Source organism: Bartonella sp. ML70XJBT, assembly GCF_028618425.1.
Lineage (GTDB): Bacteria > Pseudomonadota > Alphaproteobacteria > Rhizobiales > Rhizobiaceae > Bartonella.
This window is the reverse complement of the sequence record NZ_JAQISX010000008.1, coordinates 1-23471: the sequence shown is the minus strand read 5'-3', so window position 1 is coordinate 23471 and position 23471 is coordinate 1. Positions and strand designations below refer to the sequence as shown.

The window sequence follows — 23471 nt, the reverse complement described above, 5'->3', positions numbered from 1 at the left end:
TTTGCACGATCTTTCTATTAAAAGAGTATCTTTATCTGTGCAGGCATACACGGCCTTTTTTATATAAAAGGAACTCTAAAGTCGTAACACATTATAAGGCACAGCTTTCAAGACAAGAAGACTCCCTTTATCACCAAGAGTATATTTCTAAACTCTCATCATAAACAGATCTATTTTTATGCTTCAGTGTTTCATAAAACATTTTAAACGGAATAATCTATTATGCCTTGAAAACCAATATGTTACCCAAATATCATACTGAAAAACTTAGTAATATTATTCATAAAAAATTTAAATTAGGCATTTTTTGCAATTTTACCGACATTAGACGTAATGTTTAAGACACAACTAAGAAATAACAGATTCATTTTTAGAAAAATGGAAAGAAGCGCCTAAAAGAAGGTTTTAGAAAACTGTTTTCTAAAGCATGTAATGCAGCTGTATTAAAAGAGAATCAGCAATGGGCAAAAAAATAATCAACAATACGTGGCAAGAAAATGGGAAAACAGGTGTAGTCAACATTCAGGGAAGCACTTTGCGCAAGAAATGATTTTGCATCGTTACGGTTCGCATTCCGGTTTATTTTTATATTTTTGGCAATAAGCGCTCTTTAAACGTCTCTCGACACTTCGCTTCGGAATAACAGCACCAGGAACACAGATAGGAAGATCTTCAGCATTATAATTATGACACCTGTCTCTCAAGACAACCTGAAAAAGTTTATGATAAAAGCCTGACTTCACAAGACACATACGAACCGCAGCATTTGCATTCATGCTTAAATCTTTTGAGTCCATACTATCATTGTAAGGGCTTGGCATCCCACATTCTAACAGCGCTTTTTTTACCTCAAGTTGATCTGCTCCTGGCTTTGCCCACATATCCAAAGCCAATTGCTCATCGAAAGCATAACATCCCGCCATAATAAGCAGAGCTATGCCGCTCAATAGTTTTAAGATTTTCTTCATTCTTCCCCTCTTTCAATGGATTATTTGAAGGAACAACCCCCATAGACATGCGAACACATGGCTGTGGGGGTTGTTTTCATCAACAGCAAGACTTAAGGTTTGCATTCAGGTTGTTCTGGATGCTTTTTACAAAACGGGCTGTTTAAGCGTCTCTTGACACTGCGCTGTGGTATGACAGCACCTGGACGACAAATCGGAAGGTTTTCGGCTCTAAAAGTATAACATGGCCCTCCCGCTCTCGCTACTTCTTCATCTTTATAGCGGAATCCTGATTGTAGCATGCAAGCATAAGTTGTTGCTTTAGCATTAATGCTCTGCTGTTGGTTTTCTGGATCGATATCATAAGGGGTTGGCATACCACATTCTAACAAAGCTTTTCCTACCTCAGTAAAATCAGTAACACTATTTTTTTCCCACATACTCAAGTACCCTGGAGCAGGCTTATCAATGTTACATCCAGCAATATTTAACAAAATGAAACCGCTTAATAATTTCAAGATTTTCTTCATTTTTTCCTCCCTGAATATTTTGAATAAATTGGCGTACGATTAGGTGAACCGTAGCGCCATGTACACGCATCACCGGCATTACCATAACAAGCATGGACACTGGGGTAGCCCTTAAATATTTGCCCTCTCTCTTTCCAAGGACCACTTCCAGGAGGTATTTGCTCAAAGGTATAAGGATTTTTGCCAATCTTTGTACCCACAAAGTCATATCTATTCCCATCAAAACCAATAGTGGTTTGTTTGCTATCACTCACATAACCTAACAGACTGGATGCAACTAAAACATTAAAGGCTGGTCCATAGAAATTGATATCCGTGTTTTTGTTGGCTATCCCGTGCACACCTTCTTGTTTGAAAGAATTCAGCATATTCCCCAATGTCATGGTCCCACGACTATGGCCATAAAGTTCTAACCCTGTAAGTCCATAACCATACATCAGATCTTTTGCTTCTTGTGTGGAATTGGTCAATCCCCAAAAGTTATTTTCCATAAACTTCTGATAACCTGCTACCAGAAGTTCTGAAATGGCAGAATCGGCTTCTGGGAACACAACAAAATAAAGCGGTGCATTTTTATCCTTTGCATGTTGCTCTGCATAAACAGCAACCTCCTCTGGTGGAGTAAAGATGCCATTGAGGGACACATGCACCTTGCCATCAGCCCCTTCCTGCAAATGCTGCTTTTCTTCCTCCGTTAAATAATGAAACTTAGGGATAGATATTTTGTCCACGAGCGTCTCTTATAGGTACCCCATTTGCATCTGTTTGATAGATTATATTTCCGTCTTTATCACGGTCAACCACAGCGAGAGGATGTTCTTTAATAAACATGGTTTTATAGGACTCATCGCTGTATTTAAACCCTTCCTCCAGCAATTGCGTGGCCATTTCACGGTTTTCATGGACGATTTGTTCCAGCTTGGTGACATCTATTTGTTGTACACCCTTATGGGCTGTCGCAGTATCACGGTTAAGAGAAGCAATGGCTTGTGCCCCATTTTGCCCCGTCAATGCTTTCTGCCCTGCTTCATCGGTTAAGACAATGATGCCATCACTGATGGCGGATTTGGTATAGCCTTCCTTTTCATCATGGGCTTTTGCATGATCTAAGATATTTGTGGCAATGTTTTTTGCAACGCCATATTTGCCTTGATCCATCGGACCACCCGCAGAAATGCTTAAACCTTGGCTGCTGGCTGTGGCATGGGCACTGTTGGCAATATCACTCGTCGTGATGGTTCATGTGGTCAGGATGTTTTTGTCCGCCGAGGCTGTGCTGGCAATGATGCCTCCGGTTAGGGTTGTTTTGTCTTTAACGTTGATCTTAAAGCCGCCATCACCCGCTTTAATGCCTGATTGTTCCACAACACTGTGATAATCACTAGAGGTTTTATCCTTGTTCAAAGATATATTGGTTGAGGCTGCTCCATCCTGTTTTCCACCATTATAGCCAACAGAAACAGAATTTTGCTTGCTAGAGCTTTTTCCGGTATCGCTCTGGCTGGTAATGGTGAGATCACCACCAACACCCATCTCTACACGGTTTGCAGAAAATACCGCACCATTCAATGTAGTATCCCCTCCACTGCTGGTATGAACTGTTCCGGTACCCACAACATGGCTGTTCTTGTGGTGTACTTCCTCACTAGAGCCATTTCCTTTCCCAAAGGAAGCATTCCCCATCCATCCAGAACCATTCGTGCCATAGGTATAGCCAACATTCAGGGAAGCACTTTGCGAATGATTGTGCGTGCTTTGCGTATTTTGTGCACTTTCAAAGGTGATATTTTGTCCTGCACTCAAGTTAATGTTCCCACTCCCTTCATCATTGATCAGAGGGTTTGTGCCAGCAATAATATCAGTACCAACACCATGGATGTTGCCTTTGTGAGCGTTCATGTTGACAGCATTCCCCCTTGTATGGTCGTTGTTGTCGCATTGGTGCCTTGAGAAGAGGCTTCTGCCTTATGAGACTGAAACCCTGCTGTAATGCTAGCTGAAGCATCAAGACCATTAAAAAGAGTATCCTTGGTTACTCCCCCCTTCATCCCATTATAAAGACCTGTTCCTTTGTTATAGAGATCATAGCCTTTCAAGCTAACAATCAAACCATTGCCGATTTTGTGTTTTGTATCCCCATGACCAAAACGTTTTGCCGCATCCTTTACGTCTTTTACAGTACCAATAATGCCAACATTGACAGAACCTGTCACACCGGCAAAAAACTTTTCATGCTTTTCTTGTGTATTAGTGGTATCATAGCTTTCCGACAGTGTGATATTATTGCCTGCATCAATATTGACATCACGATTTGCCGAAACATTTGTCGCTTGAAAATTCGCATCATTGCCGGCATTAAAATTCGCATCATTGCCCGCATAGAAATTAGATGCTGTATTAGTCTTTTCCCATTGATCGCCCCTATCTTTATTGCTCTCAACCCCAACACCAATAGAGCCACCACTGTTGCTCTTTTCAAATTGAATGCCAAAGCCTGTGCGTTTTTCCTTTGAGTTTGCGCTATGACTATTGTGACCAGGTGAAACGTTCACATTATGAGCTGCCGAGACATTAATATTTTCCTCTGCATTAAAGTCAGAACCCACCACGTTCACATCTTCTTTTATAGCGGTGATGGTAATATTTTTCCCATTGAGAGAAGAACCTTGATGTTCAAAGCTTTCCTCATTTTCTGTCTTGGATTCACTTTCATATATCGACACAAAGCCCTTGCCAGATCCCACACCAAAACCCGTTTCAGACTTTTCTGAATGGCTCTTATGATGGTCTGTCATGCCATTAATCGTTACATTTTCTGCTGTAACATTGATATTTTCATTGGCAATCATATGAGAAACCGTAATTGTGGCATTTTTTTTTGCTTGCAAATCAATATTGCCTGTCGCAAAAAAAATGGAGGAAACCGTTGTGGTATGGGATTCAGCTGTATTAGAAGATTCCTCATGCAAAAAACCACTTTTTGAGGATTGTGCTTGCTGATCATACTTCTCTTACACCCTTGTGATGGTAATGTCACGTAATTTTGCATCTAAATACACTTACAAAATGCATTTTATCCTCTTCCCCTTGTGATAAAAATTGACCTTGTATCGATATTATTGACATTATAACAAAAATTCACAAAAAACAGTCAATAAAACATAACCTTATAAAAAAATAATCTTGCTCCATGCTTTTTTGATAGCAATAATAGAATCATAAAAAATGGTCACACGCTCATGTTTTTTAGATTGACTCTTCATAAGATTTTATTGTGATGCCTTTCTGCTTCTTTATTAAAGCTTTTGCAAACACAATGCCCCAATGGCTCTATTATCTGCTATTTTCTACCAGCGCCAATTCTTTTTGAAAAAATGATAATAAAAATTAAAAATTCCTCCTCTTTACCCCATAATAATCGCAATATACTTTTAGAATGTGTACTCTTCTTTACAAGGGAATGCATAAAAATTTCACCTTCGCTTCTAAAAAGTTAGCGATTTTTTTAATAACAAAACTTAAAAACTCAATTTTTTAAAAAGCTTATAAAATAATTTATTTGGCTTAATTGAGTATCGATAAAAAACATAAATCAAAATATAGAAACAATTCTTACAATAACGTCTCTTATGAAAGAGCACTTAACTTAATCAGTTTAGAAAAAAATATTTTCTTATAGCCTTGTATCTAGTAAAATCTCTTCACATTTTTGGGCATTTTAATTATAAAATCATTTTAACGTGAAGTACTTATATTGCGGGGCAGCTTACCACCAAAAAATATCTGATACTTATATGATGGAGTTATTATCATAGGTAATGGCTAAAAAAATATTCCAAAGAAAAATGCTAACGAGCAGATTATTTTCAATCTAGATTGTCCCAACCTTTGGAGGGAAACGATTAAATACCCGTTCTTCTAAAGACATCAACTATTTCTTTTTAGTTTAATCTTTATTTTATTGCAGTTTCTTCTGCTCAAAATTATAAAGTTTAAGGCTATAAAAACAAATAATAAGCCAAGCAATCCAACTAATACCGACAATTAAAACTGGTCGCGTCTCATCGAAGTACCATAAGAGAATAAAAATAAAAGCCATAAATAAAATAGAAAAAATTGATCCTATTGGCCAAAGTGGAATGGGAAAGCTTAACCCCTTCTGTGTTTCTTTAGGCATCTTAATTCGCATAAAAATTTGCGAAAGTAGAATCATCATCCAAACGAAAACCGTCGCAAATGTTGCCATTGATGCAATAAGAAAAAAAAGCTTTTCATGATAAAAATAATTAAGAACAGCACCAAGAAGAAAAATAGCAAAGACCATCAAAATAACAAAAACTGGTATGCCATTTTTTGATAAATATTGGAACTTCTTTAAAGCATAACCTTCCTGCGATAAACCATGGACCATACGACAAGCACCATACATTCCGCTATTCATTGCCGAAATAGCCGCTGTAACAACAACAATATTTAAAATATTTGCTGCATATGAAATCCCAAGATTTTCAAAAATAGACACAAAAGGACTATCCATAAGACCAATCTCATTCCAAGGATAAAGAGACATTAAAATAGCTAACGTCATAACATAAAAAAGTAAAATACGAACTGGAGTGGAATTAATTGCCTTTGAAATCGTTTGATGAGGGTTTTGAACTTCCATGACTGCCATGCCAATGATTTCTATGCCACCAAAAGCAAAAACAACAACACTAAAACAAGCTAAAAAACCAAACCAACCATTAGGAAAAATACCTCCATTCTTCCATAAATTATGAACAGTAACAGTGGAAGAATCTGTACCTTCACCCCATCCCCCAAAAATAATTGCTATTCCTAAAATAATCATCGCAATGATAGCAATAACTTTAATAGAAGACAGCCAAAACTCTAGTTCACCATAGACTTCTACAGCAGCTAAATTAATACCCGTGATGATGAATGTAATACTCAGTGCCCATACCCAAGGAGCAACATCAGGATACCAGAAACCCATATAAGTCGCAAAAGCTGTAATATCAGCCAAACCCACAAGAATCATCTCAAACACATATGTCCATCCGGTTAAAAAACCTGCTAATGGCGATATGTAATTTGCCGCATAACGAGCAAAAGAACCAGGCAATGGATTATAAAGGATCATCTCTCCTAAAGCCCGCATAACCATAAAAATAGCTAAACCAGCAATACAATAGGCAATCAAAACACTGGGACCCGCAAGCTTAATTGCTTGGGCTGACCCATAAAAAAGACCTGTTCCAATAGCAGAGCCAAGAGCTAAAAAAATAACTTGACGTTTACTCATCCCCCTCTTCAGTTCATTTATTGCCATTTCTTTCCTTTTTTATTGAAATGCTGATAAAATACACAACAATAACGGCTTTATGATAAATAAAGCTCCATGTTTCTTTCACAAATATATTTCAAAAACATCGAAGACCAGCCAGCTCAACACTTTGCTCTAAACAATGAAAAAATACTTTTATAGCGAATTATTCAGCTTTTATAGCCTGCAATTTCGTTAAATAAAGTGATAATGAATTTTTTTATAATTGTCATTTAATTCATTTCGTATTCTAGAGTTTTTTACAAAGAAAATTAGCTTTAATGTAGTGTAAACTTTTAGACTTCTATTTCAGTGCACTGAAATAGAAGTCTAAAAATTCATAACAAGAGCATTAACTATGCGTACAATTAATTTTTTTGTTACTTTTAGAAAAATTTCTTTTGGTCCATAAAACAAACCTTTTGCACCAATTAATGAACTCAATCAGTGATAAAGCGAAACTCGCCAATTTTTAAAAGTATGAGAAAGTGCATCCACAGCCCATCCTCTAAGGGCTCCAACAACTTTAACAACAAGTTTTCCGATAAAAAAATATACGGTAAAAATAGCATCTTTGACTGTTTGTCCAATAATAGCTCTCTCCTTTCCTCTAGGAGTTTTCCCTGAGATATTAATAAAACCTTTGTTTTTTGCCGAAACGAGAGGCTCTTTCTCTTGAGCAGCCATCATAACAAAAGTTTTCTCTGAAAAGCTACCTCTCCTAAAACTTGCATGAACCTCAAGAGTTTGTGAAAAACAAAAAAGTATTGTTGTTAAAATACATAATCTAGCATTTTTAAACATTTACTTCTCCTTTTTTAATTAAAATACAAAAAATGAACTATAAAACTCATAAAGTATTAACAAACAAGAAGAATATAAAATAAAATATCTAGTTGGTTACAAGTAGCAGATATATACATAATTAATTAAATAATTTAAATATAGTATTGATCTTCTATATTTTTACATGAGGAAGTTTCAAAATTCAATATCTAGCCTTCCTCATTCGCCTTAAAACAAATATTATTGAAAACTTAAGGAAGGAAAAATTGTTTCTGGTAAAACAGATAATAAGCGCCCTTCACGTACAAGTACATGTGCTTGATGAAGATCTGGAGCCAGATAGCGATCTTCCTTAAGAGAAGCAATATTTTTGCGTAAAAATCCCATAACAGACTGTAAAAGAGTACTTGTTTTTAAAGGTGCACGATATTCAATTCCTTGTGCTGCAATAAGCGTTTCAATGCCAATAATTGTAAAAAGGTTTTCGCTCATTACCAATAACCGACGAGCACCATGGCAAGCCATTGAAACATGATCTTCTTGATTAGCTGAAGTTGGTGTTGAATCAACGCAAGCAGGATGAGCCATTTGCTTATTTTCAGACATTAAAGCTGCTGCTGTTACTTCAGCGATCATAAAACCTGAATTTAGTCCAGCATTGTGCGCTAAAAAAGCCGGCAGACCATAAGAAACTGCTGGATCAACCATCAGAGCAATACGCCGTTGAGAAATAGATCCTATTTCACACAAAGCAAGAGCAATTTGATCAGCAGCAAACGCTACAGGCTCAGCATGAAAATTCCCACCGGATACAACCTCACCATTTCTTAAAATCAACGGATTATCTGTAACAGCATTTGCTTCAATAATCAGTGTTTTTGCTGCTGCTTGCAAAATATCAAAACATGCCCCCATAACCTGTGGCTGACAACGTATACAATAAGGATCTTGTACACGCTCATCACCCCGTAAATGTGCTGCACGAATTTCTGAATCCTCTACAAGCTTTTCTAATGTTTTTGATACGGCAATCTGCCCATAATGGCCTCGTAAAATATGGATATCAGGATGAAATGGTGCTGTTGATCCCATGGTAGCATCTGTCGTTAAAGCCCCAGCCAACAATCCACCACACAATGCCCGATAAGCTCGAAAAAGGCCGGCAAGTGCAAGTGCTGTTGATGTTTGAGTCCCATTAATAAGAGCTAGACCTTCCTTTGCCTCTAAAATAATAGGAGACAACCCTGCTTTTTCTAACGCAACCGCTCCACTCATACGAACATTCTGAAAAAACGCTTCTCCTTCTCCCATCATAACAGCCGCCATATGAGCAAGTGGCGCAAGATCACCTGAAGCGCCAACTGATCCTTTTTCTGGGATGACAGGAATAACACCCTTTACAAGCATATTTTCCAGCAAATTGACTAACTCTAAACGAACTCCTGAGGCCCCTCTTCCCAAAGAGATCAGCTTTAAGCTCATCATCAAACGCACGATATTTTCAGAAAGAGGATCTCCTACCCCACAACAATGAGACAAAATAAGATTTCTCTGCAACACAGTGACTTTATCTGCATCAATTTTAATGGAAGCCAACTTCCCAAAACCAGTATTAATACCATATACAGGCTCACTTCCTGCAACAATTTCAGCAATGCGCTGCGCTCCTTTCTCGATAGCTAAATGCGTATCATGATGAAGCTTAGTGATTGCACCATCAAAATAAATAGCTTCAAGTTCGCTAAGTGTTACCTCACCTGGGTTTAGTATAATCGTCATAATTTTCTTTCTTTTTTAATTAAAGTACACCCCTTAACATTATTGATCCTTCTATAAAACCTATAAAATAAAAAAATATAATCACTCTTTAAATGAAAATACTTTTTTAAAAGTCATTTCTTAGGATAAAAATGCATAATATTGGTGCTATTCCTTAACATCTTAACAATTTTCTCTCATCAATGCCTACATCCATGATGGACAAATGCTTTTTATTCTTAAAAGGAAAAAAAAACATGAACTTCAATAAAGTAAGGGGAAATGAGGACGATAGCGATCATAATCATCAGCTAATCCATTAAATCTTTTACTTTGCAGTTAAACGTTTTTCAATGTAGCATTTTTCCCCTTTTTCATAATTGTTGATATCTATAATCTAAAAACCTTTTTATCCAATAGGTTAAGCACGACTTCTAAAGAAGGAAAAAATGGGAACTTCCTCTTCTTTTTATAAACTTAATACCTATATTCTTCTTTTTCCCAATTGTTATTTGCTACGTTCTGAAACAGAAAAAATCCTACGGAAATAATATAATTTTATAATCTTTTATAAGAATAATTGATAGGAATAGTGTTGATCTTTCACAAGATAACATCTATATTCTCATTAGTGTTTTTATATCAAAAAGTCACTTAAAGCACGCTGAAAGCGCACAGAGATGTCGATCTATTAATAATAATAGCTATTTATAAACTTAAAAATACTTTCCACAAGTGAGATAAACCCTATATGATACTAAAATATCTATGGAGACATCTTTATGTTAAATGTACAAACTTCTTCAATATTTAAAATATTAAAACAATTTTCAATTGTTATTTTTTTGGCAGGGTTAATCCCATTTTTAAGTGGTTGCGGATTTAATACGATACCAACAAATGAAGAAAAAGCACACGCAGCATGGAGTGAAGTGCTTAATCAATATCAACGCCGTACAGATCTCATCCCCAATCTTGTAGAAACAGTTAAAGCTTACGCAGCCCATGAACAAAGCGTTTTCACAAATGTCATTGAAGCACGTGCCAAAGCAACACAAGTCAACATTAATGCAGATATGTTGAATAATCCGGAAATTATGCAGCAATATCTCAAAAATCAAGCAAATTTATCAAGTGCACTTTCGCGGCTTATGGCAGTTGTTGAAAACTATCCGGATCTTAAAGCAAACCAGAACTTTCTTGCTCTTCAATCACAACTAGAAGGAACTGAAAACCGTATCTCCGTTGCGCGCCGCGATTATATCGAAACAGTTCGTGCCTACAATACAGCACTCAAAACAATGCCGACAATGATTTGGGCAAAATTATGGTTTCGTGATGCTAAACCGATGCCAACTTTTACCATCGATACGGATAGCCAAAAAACTCCAAAGGTTAATTTTAATTAATGAAATCATTTCAACACACTATAAAACGTCGTTTTTTTCAACGTTTATGGATTCCTTTGAGCATTCTATACTTAATCATTGCATGGGGGAATGTCTCTTACGCATATACTAAGTTTCCTCCCTTAACCGGCTATATCAACGATATAGCTCATTTACTTGACCATGCAACAAAGAGAAATTTAACGGAAAAACTTGCTACACTCGAAGAGAAAACAGGAGATCAAATTGTTCTTGTAACGCTCCCTACTCTTTCGGGCAATGATATAGAAACTTACAGCAATTCTCTTTTTCGTACATGGAAGTTAGGCCAAAAAAAAATCAATAACGGCGTATTAATCGTCATTGCACCCAATGAACGTGAAGCACGTATTGAAGTGGGCTATGGTCTGGAGGGGGAACTAACAGATGCTATTTCCTCTGTCATCATTAATAGCTTCATGATTCCTAATTTTCGTGAAGGAAATTATCAAAAAGGAATTGTTGAATCTGTTCATGCAATTATCAAAGTGATCACACAAAGTGATGCTGATTTTTCTTATCGAATCAAACAAAAAGCTAAAGCTGTTGAAGAACAACGTAAACAAACCGCAAAAGAAGAAATGATTATAAATACAATCATGTTTTTCATTCTTTTTATAGCAATGGGTTTACCCATTCTTGCCATGATTTTTGGTCAGAAAGTAGGTCCACAAAAGTATCTTTGGATGGGTATTGTTTTCACACCTTGGTTTTTAAACTTAAATACGAGGGGTAGAGACTCTGGTGGAATATTTGGTGGACATTCATCAGGAAGAGGAGGATTCAGAGGCGGTGGTGGATCATCAGGTGGTGGTGGTGCAACAGGAAGATGGTAAAAGAAACATAACACTTTTTAAAATAAAATTCATTGCATTTCTCATAAAATGTCTCTTAATCTTACGTTTTTGTTATTTTTCTAATACAATACAAACTCAAACATTAAGATAAATATTGCCAATGACATTTGAATTGAAACATAGAGATCGTAGTCACTTATCGCATCATTTTAATGCAATTCTCGGAAGTTCACCCGTTGAATGGAAAATAAGTGATCATTTGGTTGAATATCCTGAAGCGCTGCGTTATATGCAGGAGCGTGTGGAAAAAATTCTTGCAAAAACTGCCCATGAGCAGGTTTGGCTTCTTGAACACCCTTCCCTTTATACAGCAGGTACGAGTGCAGATAAAAAGGATCTTTTAGCGCCTCATTTATTTCCTGTTTATGAAGCAGGACGTGGAGGTGAATTTACTTACCACGGTCCAGGGCAGCGTATTGCTTATATTATGCTTGATCTTAAACGCCGAAAACAAGACATTCGTGCTTTCATTAGTGCATTAGAAGAATGGATCATACAGATGCTTGCAAGCTTTAATATTAAAGGCGAACGCAGAGAAGATCGCGTTGGTGTCTGGGTTAAACAGTCTCATGGCCCATCAAAACAAAATGATCTTTCTTCCGAAGATAAAATTGCGGCGATTGGCATTCGAGTTCGCAAATGGATAAGTTTTCATGGTGTTTCTATCAATGTTAATCCTAATTTAGCTCATTACTCAGGAATTGTTCCTTGTGGAATTACAAACCACGGTGTAACAAGCTTTCTTGATCTAGGGTGTCCTGTAACAATGCATGATATTGATATTGCTCTCAAACAGGCTTTTGAACAAATTTTTGGTCCAACAATTGATGTTTCCTAACTGCATTGATTTTTAAATAAAAAACGGGCATAAAATTTACTTTAGTAAATATTTTATTTTATGAGGTAAATAGTTAAACGCTATGAGCGATAACAACAAGGATCTTTTTAGTGTTTTTAATAAAGCCCAACCTAGGGTAAATACAAAAGAAAGCACTCTGCAATCTCCAATGAAATTAAAAGAAATGATTTCAAAAAAAAGTGCAAAAAATACGCAAGAGGACGACTATAATGCCCTCTCTATTCGAGTGCTTGAGGGTTTAGAACCTGTACGTTTACGTCCTGGAATGTATATTGGTGGAACAGACAGTAAAGCACTTCACCATTTATTTGCCGAAATTATTGATAATGCGATGGATGAAGCTGTTGCTGGTTATGCAGACTCTATTGAAGTCTCATTAGATAGGAATGGTTATATAACCGTTACAGATAACGGACGCGGTATTCCTGTCGAAAATCATCCTCAAATGCCTGACAAATCAACTCTAGAAGTTATTATGACACAACTCCACTCCGGAGGAAAATTTGATGGAAAAGCATATAAAACCGCGGGCGGGCTTCATGGAGTAGGAATTTCTGTCGTCAATGCTCTGTCAGATGATATGGAAGTTGAAGTTGCACGAGAACGAAAACTTTACCGCCAACGCTTCTCACGCGGTATTCCTCAATCTGGATTGGAAGATTTGGGAGATGTTTATAATCGCCGTGGTACACGTGTTCGTTTTCATCCTGATCTTGAAATTTTTGGTGAAAAAGCAGCTTTTGATCCGGAAAAAATTTACCAGATAGCACGCTCTAAAGCCTATCTTTTTGGCGGTGTAAAAATTCGCTGGACTTGTGATCCCGTCATACTTGAAGGCATAAAAAATATTCCTGAAAAGGCTGTTTTTCATTTTCCCAATGGGCTTAAAGACTATTTACTTGCGTCATTAAAAGATGAATATCGCGTCACATCAGAAATTTTTTCTGGAAAAATACAACAAAATAATGGTCATGGTTGTGTTGAATGGGCCATCGCTTGGCATGGCGGAGATCCTTGTGTGCAATCTTATTGCAATACTATTCCTACCGGAGAAGGTGGAACACACGAAACAGGACTGCGTCAAGCTCTTTTGCGTGGCTTAAAATCTTACGCTGAGTTAATAGGAAACAAGCGCGCAGCAATCATTACATCAGACGATATTATGATTTCAACAGTGGCAATACTTTCACTTTTCATCAAAAATCCTGAGTTCGTTGGACAAACAAAAGATCGATTAGCAACAATCGAAGCGCAACGTATCGTTGAAAATGCAATCCGCGATCCTTTTGATCATTGGTTAGCAAACTCCCCCCAAGAAGCAACGAAACTTCTTGATTGGGTTATTGAACGTGCTGAAGAACGTGTTAAACGACGTCAAGATAGAGAAATAAGTCGAAAAACAGCTGTCCGTAAATTACGTCTTCCTGGTAAGCTTGCAGATTGTAGCCAAAACCATGCTACGGGTGCTGAATTATTCATTGTTGAGGGGGATTCTGCAGGGGGATCTGCTAAACAAGCAAGAAATAGAGCAAACCAAGCAATTTTACCTCTTCGTGGTAAAATCCTCAACGTTGCCAGTGCAGCCCATGAAAAAATGAATTCAAGCCAAACAATTAGTGATCTTATCCTAGCTCTTGGATGTGGAACACGCTCTAAATATCGTGAAAAAGATCTCAGATATGAACGTATTATCATTATGACAGATGCAGATGTTGACGGTGCTCATATTGCGTCACTGCTCATTACCTTCTTTTTTCAAGAAATGCCTGACCTTATTCATCAGGGACATTTATATCTTGCCGTCCCTCCCCTTTATAGAATATCGCAAGGAGGAAAAGTTGCTTATGCACGTGATGACATCCATAAGGATGAGCTACTTAAGACTGAATTTACAGGAAAAGCTAAAATTGAAATCGGGCGTTTTAAAGGGCTGGGTGAGATGCGTGCGGAACAACTTAAAGAAACAACGATGCATCCTCAAAAACGTACATTGCTTCGTGTTTCTATTAATGCCGTTGAAATACAAGAAACAAAAAAGACCGTAGATAATCTCATGGGAACAAAACCAGAAGCACGATTTCGTTTCATACAAGAAAACTCTACTTTTGCTTCTAATTTAGATATCTAATGTAAAAAAATATCTCTTTTAAACTACTGCAGCAGCATCAATCACACGCAGTTGTGGATTGATCGTTCCATTCCAATAATTCAAACTAAGATGACCAGCTAAATGAATCATCTCACCAATATTTTTCGACAAAAAATCACCAAGCGCTGTCCCTACAGCACGAAAAGCTATTCCTTGCAGTTTCTTACCTTCCACATTAGATACAATGAGGCGAAGATGTCCTTTACCAACTTCAGATAGGTTCATTAATCGATGAGAGGGAAGAACAAAAACAGGTGTTGCATTCCCTGTCCCAAAAGGCCCAGCCTTTTCAAGCAACTCAAATAGTGCTTGATTAACACCAGAAGCAGAAAGAGAACCATCTATACTAAGAGACTTTTTTGCATGTAATTGTGAAACCATGACAGAAACTTTTTCTTCTAGCCATTTTCGAAAGCTTTCAATTTTTGTTGATTGAATTGTAATGCCCGCTGCCATACTATGTCCCCCTCCTTTTTCTAATAAATTGAGTGTAACAGCCTCACGAACAAGTTCCCCTAAATCTATGCCACTAATTGAGCGTCCCGATCCTACGCCATTTCCATCTTCTTTCAATGCAATAGCAAAAACAGGACAAAAAAAACGCTCTTTGAGACGGGAAGCAAGAATACCGATAATCCCCGGATGCCATTCTTTATGGGAAATGACAAGTGATAATGGTGTTTCTTGATCTTGATAAATAGAAGCAATATAAGATTCCGCCTGTGCTAATTGAATGTTCTCCATTTCTTGGCGTTCTTGATTAAGTTGATTTAATTGTTCTGCTATTCTGTCCGCCTCATCTTTATCCTCACAACTGAGTAAACGTGCCCCTAAAGCTTGGTCGCCAATACGTCCTCCTGCATTAATTCTAGGGCCTAACAAAAAACCTAAATGAAAACTATTAAGCGGCTCACCTATCCGTGCAACCTTTGTTAAAGCTGCTATCCCAGGATTATGCATAGAACGAGCAACTTGAAGTCCTTTCATCACAAAAGCGCGGTTAACCCTCTGTAATGGAACAACATCACATATGGTTGCCAAAGCAACAAGATCAAGCATACTGAGAAGATCAGGCAACGGCCCTTCGAATTGTTTTTTCCGCAGTAAACGATGAACCCAAGCTAACGTAACAAAGACAACACCTGCCGCACATAAATGCCCTTGTCCAGAAAAATCATCAGGGCGATTAGGATTGACAAGAGCAACGGCTTCTTGATGAACCTCTGACATTTGATGATGATCTAAAATGATAACATCAGCACCTGCAAGCCTTGCTGCTTTGACGGATTCTGAACTGTTCGCTCCACAATCAACAGTAATAATTAAACGGGCACCTTCTTGCACAAGCATCCTCATTGCTTGTTCATTTGGCCCATAGCCTTCAATAATACGATCAGGAATATAAATTTTGACTTCAATCCCAAAATAGCGAAAAAAACGTGCTATGAGTGCTGATGCGCAAGCGCCATCAACATCATAATCACCAAAAACAGCAACCTGTTCTTGATTAAGAAGAGCCTTAATAATACGCTCTGCTGCGCATTGCATATCAACAAAACTTTCTGGATCAGGCATGAGCGTACGCAATGTTGGATTAATAAAAGCAACAGCTTCAGTTTCATCCACATCTCTTGCCGAGAGAACACGGGACAATTGATCTGGAAAACCAAATTTTTGAGAAATAGCACGCGCATTATTGATCCCTTGAATATCAAGGGCATCTAACCAAGCCTGACCACAAGCAGAAGATTCAACATTGAGAAAATAACGAGAGCGCTGCATTACTGCTTATGTTATAATGAAGGCGAATAAAATACAATCACGCGTTCAAGATAAAACAGTCTTTTACCACATTCATCCGCAATAAAGTGCACATAAGTACTTCCCTAATATAAGGTATTAAAATACCTCACTTATAACGCACTGTTTTATAAAGTTTTTATTTTCTCTTGACGTAAATCAAAAGACATTATATCAGAGCAGATAATATGCGTTAAATACTTCGCTGTGCTAACAATTTTCAACGCAAACAATGAAAATGCCCTCATACTACAGGGGCTGTAATTAAAGGATACTTCTATGGCAACTTTTTCACAAAAGCCAACTGAAGTGGTGAAAAAATGGGTTATTATTGACGCAGAAAACCTTGTTTTAGGTCGTCTTGCCACATTTGTTGCGAACCGCTTACGTGGCAAACATAAAGCTACATTTACGCCACATGTTGATGATGGAGACAACGTCATCGTCATCAATGCCGATAAAATAGCTCTTACCGGTAAAAAATATACAGATAAAAAATATTATTGGCATACTGGCTATATTGGTGGAATCAAAGAACGTACAGCACGTCAGCTTCTTGAAGGACGTTTTCCCGAACGCGTTATTGAAAAAGCTGTAGAACGTATGATTCCGCGTGGTCCCCTTGGGCGCCGTCAATTGAAGAATCTCCGTGTCTATGCTGGAAATCAACATCCACATGAAGCACAACAGCCCGAGTCTCTTGACGTTAGTGCTTTAAACCGCAAAAACAAAAGGATTGCTTGATTATGGCTGAAATTAATTCTCTTGCTGAGCTCAGTGTCGTAACAAATACTGTAGAAGCTCATGAAAATGTCGCTCCCATCCACGTACAAAAGCTTGATTCACAAGGGCGTGCTTATGCAACAGGAAAACGTAAAGATGCTGTTGCTCGCGTATGGATTAAACCAGGTTCTGGAAAAATTACCATTAACAACAAAGAATTTGACAAATATTTTGCTCGTCCTGTTTTGAGAATGATTCTTCGTCAACCAATTGTTGCAACAAATAGAGATACCCAATTTGATATTATTGCAACCGTTGCAGGTGGTGGTCTTTCTGGACAAGCTGGTGCAGTACGCCATGGTATTTCAAAAGCTTTAACTTATTACGAACCAGAACTTCGTCCAATTTTGAAAAAAGGGGGGTTCCTTACCCGCGATAGCCGTGTTGTTGAACGTAAAAAATACGGTAAAGCAAAAGCGCGTCGTTCTTTCCAGTTTTCGAAACGTTAATTCCAATATTTGTCTAATATTTCGTATAATATATAGAGCCCCGTTTTTATCGGGGCTTTTTTCGCTCTGTTAAAACAGATTTTTAGATGAATGTAGGAATAAATCTATACCACTTAGAAGAAAACAAGAGCGAAAAACGACCACTTCTCTTAAGAGAAAAACTAAGAGACATAAACTAAAAAAATCAAAATTTCCTTTCAATTTTTCAAGTCTGTTTTGATAACTTTAATATATCCACCTGCTAAAGTACAAAAATACTTGCATGATAACTTTAGCAATCTCATACACATTTCCAATGTCTTTTTTTATCATCACTTAACAAAACTTTAGTCCACAAAATGCTTTACCATTGTGATAAAATGGGGGACAGAAATAGGCTTTGACATATATTCTTCACATCCACTGGCACGAATTCGTTCCTCGTCTCCCTTCATAGCAAAAGCTGTTACAGCAACAACAGGGATTGATCTCAGTTCCTCATCTCCTTTTAATTGTTTAATAACATCTATTCCAGAGACCTCTGGTAACTGAATATCCACAAGGATAAGAGACGGCATCGATGAACGCGCCAAATCTAATGCCATAAGACCATTACGTGTTTCAACCGTTTCATAGCCACTCGCTTCTACAAGATCACGAAATAACTTCATATTAAGTTCATTATCTTCCACGATCATGACTTTCTTTGACATTCGTATAACTCCGCCCTTCTCAGATAAAATAAAGAAATAGAAATGAATCCACATTCTCTTTGTTTAAGATAAAATGATAAAAAAAATTGTAAACTACAAAGAGACAAAAAGCCTCCAATAAAAGAATTTTTACGAATATTTGTAAGACGCATCACTATAATTTTTCAGTTCATCAGAATGAAAATTCACAATAACCATGATTGTATTACTCTATATTTTTTAGTAGATATATAAAGTTTATGGATATCTCAATTAAAGCAGATGATAACCCTGTTACTTTTGTAAAAAGATATATATTTTCATCATAGAAAAGATATTAACTACAAACTTAGTTCAAATGCATATTTTGAAGAGAAAAAATTAATTAGCTTTTAAAAGCAGCTGATTATTTAAATTTAATCCCCTCTACACTGCTATCGTACAAACAATATCTTAATGATATAAAAGGATAAATTTATCAATATCATTAAAAGTAAAAAACAAATAAACCGTGATTAAATATCACGGTTTATTTAATATAAACATTTAATAACAAAATAATTTAAAGTTCATCAAGGATTAAGAGCCCATGCACTATGAGCAACAGCATCAAACGTTCTTCCACCTGTCGCTCTGTTAGGACTCGGTGGCTTTCTCGTAAAGAAATATACAAGATATGCGATTAAACCAAAAAACGCGGTCTCTAGTCCCATTAAAGCTACAACCTTTTGGACATTTTCCTCAGCACCTTGTCCTCCAAATTGGCTCATAATCATATTAACAGCTTTAGTAACCCCATTTTCTTGTGTCATTACAGAAATGAAACCAGTATTTTGAAATCGATCATTTAAAGAATCGGCATTAGCACCCAAAACCTGTGAAAAGAAAATAGCCATTGCAACAACATACACTATACAATGCTTAAATATTTTCATTACAACCACCTATATAATATTGAATAAAATAATTTATATTTACTGTATCCTCTAAACAAAAATATCGCATCATCTATCGATAATTTCTATTTATATTCTTAGAATAATAATATAACACAAAATTTTAATTAATAAATTTATTTTAATTATCCTTTTATATTATATGATATTTATTATTAATACAATGCATATTTAATTTACGTTGTCAATTATTTACTTTGTGTTTTTGTAGTGATATAACTAATTTATTGTTTTGTTATAATTTTATTTTTAAAATATATAATTAAAATATTATATTGTTATTTTTAGTTACACATAATGTTTTTAATGTAGAACAATAAATTTTTTATAAAAAGTATATTATTGAAATATTCTAATACAATAATTTTTCTTATTATAGATTGAAAATAAATAGCGAACCGCGTAAAACTTAGCGCACACACAAGCTTAGCTCTTTGATTGGAAAAACTTAAGTAACTTTGATATACATAGATTTTTTTTATTTGTAAACAATCTGTAGTTTATATGCCCAATCAAAATTTGTTTTTGTGTTCTTATGTTGTCTAAAACGCTTTTATTATACATCAATATAGCTATATAATAATAAATCAAAAAATCTTACCTATATAATTTAAAAGAAAAATTTAGAATAAATCATACGTTATTAAAAGAAATAAGTAGTCATAATACTGAAAAATAGAAGACTCTTTATAAATACTCATACTGCTACGGTATTTATTTTTTTCTTATATAATTTTTTAAAATTTTAGTAAAAAAATGTAAATGATACGCGAAAAATTCTCAATCTTTTCAAGATTTATATCTCAAATCACACCATTTTAATACTAACCATCAAAATTATATGATAATTTATTTTACAACATAACATTCAAGCATTATTTTTGTTTATTAAAAAAGAAACTGTCTAGATTTATTTTTCTATTTATTTCTTTAGCAAAAAATTAAAAACATAATTTTATTATTTATTACTGTAATCTATATATTAATAATAATAAATAAATTAATATACTACAAAATAACGATAATGATTGAATGAAATGCTTTTATAATAACTGTAACAAAATACGTCTATATTAATAATATCAACCATATAAATTAAAAACTAAATTAAATAATAATTATATTTAAACATAAGTTATATATTTATATGAAGTAATATAATAATATTAAACTTACTAAGATATAAGTAATAATTAAATTTTCTGAATTAAAACATAGAAAATTATAATTGACAAACATCCTAATAATATTTGTAAATATGTTTTTTTATTAACATATCTACAAAATTATTATGTTTTAGAGATATATTGCAGATATTCTATAAATTACCAACATTGATAAGAGTGATACACAGATCCAAAGTCCCACCGACTAAAGCACCGTTTATACTACCATCCACTGTACCTAGTGCTACACTGCTGCAGCTGAGGCATCACCTGTTACAGCTAACGCAGCTGCTCCTATGATTCCTCCAAGAGCTCTGGCCTCTACCGCTCCAATAGGCACCACTATTGCTGCCCCTATTTGCTCTGCTATTTTTTCGTCCCACTACATGAAACACCAGAATCATATGATAGGTTCAAACTTCCCATTTCTAATCTCTTTATATATTTAACATTTTATCACAATATTAAATCTCAAATAATTATTATATTTTTTAGAAAAATAAAATATTATTATAATATAAAATACAAAGTTTTCTTACCAAAATCATGAAATGATGACTCACCTCAATAATTTTTTATCCTTTTCTTGGTTTACAAAAAACACTAGAAATACATTTTTATGACGTTATTGAATCAATCTTGTTACTATTCATCGTCTTACCATTCGTTTTTGGCATCAAACTGCCATCTAACTCAAATAAAACTGATCTGAAATCAAGCCATTATCTCTGGTTTCTGTTCTCCCTTACTAACAGCTGTGAGAACATGCCAATATTACTCATCAATATATTTAACAAAAAACACCGCTGTATAAATTTTATATGCCTTTAGCGTCGGCGTAAATAACAATATTCTACAGCACAATAAAATTATTCACTCAATTTTTTTATTTTTATACATCAGGCAGACTTTTACATTATCCCCCTAATCCATTAAATTTACGCATTGTTTTCTTATAGACCATAAAAGTCATGGCAATAGAAAGAAAAGTGCTCAACAGAAGATATCCGATATTCCATTCATTTTTACCAAGCAGGAATGATACAGGGAGGGAAGCAGAAAAAGCTAAAGGCAGCAAAAACAGCAGCCATTTCACAAGATTTAAGGGATAGATTGCTATGGGGATAAAGGAAAGTTGGTAAAGCATGGCATGAAAATAAGCGACAGGCATCTTACGGTTGGTCATGAATGTTATAAAGTTAAACATCATGAAAAAACACATGTTTACGATAAAGGCACAACCAATTGCAATGATAAAGGAAAACCATTTCAGCTTTATTTCCGACATATCTGGTAGAGAGACAAATGAATAAGCACTCACACCAACAAGCAAAAATTTAATCAGATAAAGAGGTCTGCACCAGCCAAGCAAGATTAACAGCCAAATTGAAACAGGCTTTGTCAAATAGCCCTCAATTTTACCTTCTGCTACTTTTTCAAAAAATGTTTCAATAGAACTGGTAAAAATATTTAAAAATATTCCAAGTAAAATGAAGACAACAAAGATAAAATGAATTTCATCTCTGCTATAGCTCCCAATATTTCCTGAAAAGCAAGAAATTCTGTCAATAAAGGTGAATTGAATAAAATAATAGCACAGAGAAAGAATAAATTCTCCAAAGAAGTTTTTACCATAAACAAGTTGTCAGCGCATATTCATACCGATAAAATAAAGAATTATTTTCATCTCATCCCCCCGCTCCATGATACGCTTTCATTCCTTTTTTCCAGACAAGATGAATAAAAAATAAAAGACACAAAATATAAAAAATACTCCCCAACATCAATTGTTGAAACACCGCTAAGTTTTTTGTGGAGAGGAATTCGGCAGGGGCTGATATGATGAAACGATAAGGATTAAACTGCATCAATGGAATAAGCCATGTTGGCCAAAAAGAGGGAGGTAAAAGAGTACCGCCAAGAAGTGCTGAACTGAGAATACTAAAAGAGAGCAAGATATTGTATTCAATCACCCAGAAACTCAATAAGGCAATGGCAAAGGAGAGGAAAAAACACAACAATTGCGAGAGAACAAAAATAAGAAAAAATAATAAAAAAGCTATGATCAATCCTAAAATATTTTCGTATGATAAAATAAGCTTTACAGTAAAAAGAGCGATTAAGGGAATGGCATAGAGCACACTTTCACCCAAAAAGGGTAACAACATTTGTGTCATGTAACTGAATGGTTTGGTGAGATAGACTTCTAATTGCCCTTCTTTCACATGCTTAGAGAAAGATTGAATGATGCCGTAACCATTATTTAAGCGTGAGAAAACTAAGGCAAAGGCATAATAATACATCATATCATGAAAACCAAAACCGTTTATGTTGTCGCCCATATCAGAAAAAAGCGCATTCCACAACAGAAGTTGAATCATGAAAGGCGAGAGCGTCCCCATGACAAAATCAGTAAAAAACATGGCTCTGTCACTGAGGATGGTGAGCAGTCCGTTTTTGGCGAAGAGAAACAGAGCAAAGCAATGGTTAGATAAATTCTTTAAATTTAACACGGAGTATCTCTTCAAGTGAGGGAGTGGATACAGAAAACGGACAGTTAAGTTCTGTTGCGATTTCTCTTATGAAACGTGGAACATCTTCACGCAACAGTGAAATATCGAGTGTACATTTTTCATTGTTAAAGTGTTTCTCTTGTAAAGGAGCAGACAATTTTATGGCGAGTTCATCAATGTTTTTTATAAGGGTTGAGGGTGTTGGCAAATGTTCACAAAAAACAGTTATTCTCACACAAGAAGGGATCATCTCTTTAAACCTATCCATAGTGCCATGAAACTGCTTCTTTCCTTTATGCAAAAGAATAATATCATCAACATAGCCATCAATATCTCCCATATCATGACTGGTGATGATATATCCTTGTAGCTTGTCAGCGGGTTTTGTATATTTTGACACCAGGTTTTGTACCAATTTATTTTCTTTTAAAGGGTTTTTAAGGTGTTTTCAAAGGGTCTTCAAAGACCTTTCAAAGATCATTTAGAGCCTC

16 protein-coding genes and 3 pseudogenes are annotated in these 23471 nt (G+C 35.6%); 6 read left to right on the top strand and 13 right to left on the bottom strand.

The annotated features are described in order from the left end of the window. Window positions 1–560: 560 nt before the first annotated feature. The 7 genes and pseudogenes from PVV65_RS04665 to PVV65_RS10010 all read right to left on the bottom strand — a co-directional run. Window positions 561–968, bottom strand: a complete 408-nt coding sequence (locus tag PVV65_RS04665; protein ID WP_273789375.1) for a hypothetical protein — start codon at window positions 966–968, stop codon at window positions 561–563. A gap of 92 nt (window positions 969–1060) precedes the next feature. Next, window positions 1061–1477 (bottom strand): hypothetical protein, encoded by a 417-nt coding sequence (locus PVV65_RS04660; RefSeq protein ID WP_273789374.1) that lies wholly within the window; start codon window positions 1475–1477, stop codon window positions 1061–1063. Continuing rightward, window positions 1474–4488 (bottom strand): annotated as a pseudogene (locus PVV65_RS10015) (hemagglutinin repeat-containing protein); the annotation flags it as partial. The pseudogene PVV65_RS10015 and the gene PVV65_RS04660, both read right to left, overlap by 4 nt. 947 nt (window positions 4489–5435) lie before the next feature. Continuing rightward, window positions 5436–6812 (bottom strand): amino acid permease, encoded by a 1377-nt coding sequence (locus PVV65_RS04650; RefSeq protein ID WP_273755534.1) that lies wholly within the window; start codon window positions 6810–6812, stop codon window positions 5436–5438. 438 nt (window positions 6813–7250) lie between these two features. Continuing rightward, entirely contained in the window at window positions 7251–7610 is a 360-nt protein-coding gene (locus PVV65_RS04645) for a hypothetical protein (RefSeq protein WP_273755533.1), read from the bottom strand. Window positions 7611–7832: 222 nt separating this feature from the next. Further along, window positions 7833–9371 (bottom strand): histidine ammonia-lyase, encoded by a 1539-nt coding sequence (gene hutH, locus PVV65_RS04640; protein WP_273789373.1) that lies wholly within the window; start codon window positions 9369–9371, stop codon window positions 7833–7835. 184 nt (window positions 9372–9555) lie between these two features. Further along, window positions 9556–9689: pseudogene (locus PVV65_RS10010) on the bottom strand (class I SAM-dependent methyltransferase); the annotation flags it as partial. A 443-nt stretch (window positions 9690–10132) separates the two neighbouring features. Between PVV65_RS10010 and PVV65_RS04635 the strand changes: the two are divergent. The 4 genes from PVV65_RS04635 (at window position 10133) to parE (ending at window position 14621) form a co-directional block, all read left to right on the top strand. Further along, a complete protein-coding gene (locus tag PVV65_RS04635; protein WP_273789372.1) occupies window positions 10133–10759 on the top strand; it encodes a LemA family protein in 627 nt (208 codons plus the stop codon). Continuing rightward, a complete protein-coding gene (locus PVV65_RS04630; protein WP_273755530.1) occupies window positions 10759–11613 on the top strand; it encodes a YgcG family protein in 855 nt (284 codons plus the stop codon). The genes PVV65_RS04635 and PVV65_RS04630 overlap by 1 nt, the downstream gene beginning before the upstream one ends. 121 nt (window positions 11614–11734) lie before the next feature. Continuing rightward, entirely contained in the window at window positions 11735–12472 is a 738-nt protein-coding gene (gene lipB, locus PVV65_RS04625; RefSeq protein WP_273789371.1) for a lipoyl(octanoyl) transferase LipB, read from the top strand. A gap of 82 nt (window positions 12473–12554) precedes the next feature. Next, window positions 12555–14621, top strand: coding sequence for a DNA topoisomerase IV subunit B (parE, locus tag PVV65_RS04620; protein WP_273789370.1), 2067 nt, complete (start codon window positions 12555–12557; stop codon window positions 14619–14621). Window positions 14622–14639: 18 nt separating this feature from the next. Here parE and recJ read toward each other — a convergent pair whose 3' ends face one another. Further along, window positions 14640–16424 carry a single-stranded-DNA-specific exonuclease RecJ gene (recJ, locus tag PVV65_RS04615; RefSeq protein ID WP_273789369.1) on the bottom strand — a complete coding sequence of 595 codons (1785 nt, stop codon included), beginning with the start codon at window positions 16422–16424 and terminating at the stop codon, window positions 14640–14642. 297 nt (window positions 16425–16721) lie between these two features. Between recJ and rplM the strand changes: the two genes are divergently transcribed. Then, window positions 16722–17186, top strand: a complete 465-nt coding sequence (gene rplM, locus PVV65_RS04610) for a 50S ribosomal protein L13 (RefSeq protein ID WP_273789368.1) — start codon at window positions 16722–16724, stop codon at window positions 17184–17186. A 2-nt stretch (window positions 17187–17188) separates the two neighbouring features. Next, window positions 17189–17674 carry a 30S ribosomal protein S9 gene (gene rpsI, locus PVV65_RS04605; protein ID WP_273789367.1) on the top strand — a complete coding sequence of 162 codons (486 nt, stop codon included), beginning with the start codon at window positions 17189–17191 and terminating at the stop codon, window positions 17672–17674. A gap of 326 nt (window positions 17675–18000) precedes the next feature. Here rpsI and PVV65_RS04600 read toward each other — a convergent pair whose 3' ends face one another. The 5 genes and pseudogenes from PVV65_RS04600 to PVV65_RS04580 all read right to left on the bottom strand — a co-directional run bounded on the left by PVV65_RS04600 (window position 18001) and on the right by PVV65_RS04580 (window position 23380). Then, a complete protein-coding gene (locus PVV65_RS04600) occupies window positions 18001–18366 on the bottom strand; it encodes a response regulator (protein ID WP_273755524.1) in 366 nt (121 codons plus the stop codon). A gap of 551 nt (window positions 18367–18917) precedes the next feature. Further along, a complete protein-coding gene (locus PVV65_RS04595; RefSeq protein WP_273789366.1) occupies window positions 18918–19280 on the bottom strand; it encodes a hypothetical protein in 363 nt (120 codons plus the stop codon). Window positions 19281–21383: 2103 nt separating this feature from the next. Then, a pseudogene (locus tag PVV65_RS04590) lies at window positions 21384–22172 on the bottom strand (ABC-2 family transporter protein). After that, the gene (locus tag PVV65_RS04585; protein ID WP_273789365.1) at window positions 22156–22890 is read right to left on the bottom strand and encodes an ABC-2 family transporter protein; all 735 of its coding nucleotides are present in this window, start codon (window positions 22888–22890) and stop codon (window positions 22156–22158) included. The pseudogene PVV65_RS04590 and the gene PVV65_RS04585 overlap by 17 nt, the downstream one beginning before the upstream one ends. Window positions 22891–22954: 64 nt before the next feature. Further along, on the bottom strand, window positions 22955–23380 hold the full coding sequence (locus PVV65_RS04580; protein ID WP_273789364.1) for a hypothetical protein: 426 nt from the start codon (window positions 23378–23380) through the stop codon (window positions 22955–22957). Window positions 23381–23471: the final 91 nt, after the last annotated feature.

Bases quoted from the DNA above. Each gene is read 5' to 3' on its own strand.
- PVV65_RS04665 (WP_273789375.1), bottom strand. From the start codon at position 968: ATGAAGAAAATCTTAAAACTATTGAGCGGCATAGCTCTGCTTATTATG.
- PVV65_RS04660 (WP_273789374.1), bottom strand. From the start codon at position 1,477: ATGAAGAAAATCTTGAAATTATTAAGCGGTTTCATTTTGTTAAATATT.
- PVV65_RS04650 (WP_273755534.1), bottom strand. From the start codon at position 6,812: ATGGCAATAAATGAACTGAAGAGGGGGATGAGTAAACGTCAAGTTATT.
- PVV65_RS04645 (WP_273755533.1), bottom strand. From the start codon at position 7,610: ATGTTTAAAAATGCTAGATTATGTATTTTAACAACAATACTTTTTTGT.
- hutH (WP_273789373.1), bottom strand. From the start codon at position 9,371: ATGACGATTATACTAAACCCAGGTGAGGTAACACTTAGCGAACTTGAA.
- PVV65_RS04635 (WP_273789372.1), top strand. From the start codon at position 10,133: ATGTTAAATGTACAAACTTCTTCAATATTTAAAATATTAAAACAATTT.
- PVV65_RS04630 (WP_273755530.1), top strand. From the start codon at position 10,759: ATGAAATCATTTCAACACACTATAAAACGTCGTTTTTTTCAACGTTTA.
- lipB (WP_273789371.1), top strand. From the start codon at position 11,735: ATGACATTTGAATTGAAACATAGAGATCGTAGTCACTTATCGCATCAT.
- parE (WP_273789370.1), top strand. From the start codon at position 12,555: ATGAGCGATAACAACAAGGATCTTTTTAGTGTTTTTAATAAAGCCCAA.
- recJ (WP_273789369.1), bottom strand. From the start codon at position 16,424: ATGCAGCGCTCTCGTTATTTTCTCAATGTTGAATCTTCTGCTTGTGGT.
- rplM (WP_273789368.1), top strand. From the start codon at position 16,722: ATGGCAACTTTTTCACAAAAGCCAACTGAAGTGGTGAAAAAATGGGTT.
- rpsI (WP_273789367.1), top strand. From the start codon at position 17,189: ATGGCTGAAATTAATTCTCTTGCTGAGCTCAGTGTCGTAACAAATACT.
- PVV65_RS04600 (WP_273755524.1), bottom strand. From the start codon at position 18,366: ATGTCAAAGAAAGTCATGATCGTGGAAGATAATGAACTTAATATGAAG.
- PVV65_RS04595 (WP_273789366.1), bottom strand. From the start codon at position 19,280: ATGAAAATATTTAAGCATTGTATAGTGTATGTTGTTGCAATGGCTATT.
- PVV65_RS04585 (WP_273789365.1), bottom strand. From the start codon at position 22,890: ATGTTTTTTACTGATTTTGTCATGGGGACGCTCTCGCCTTTCATGATT.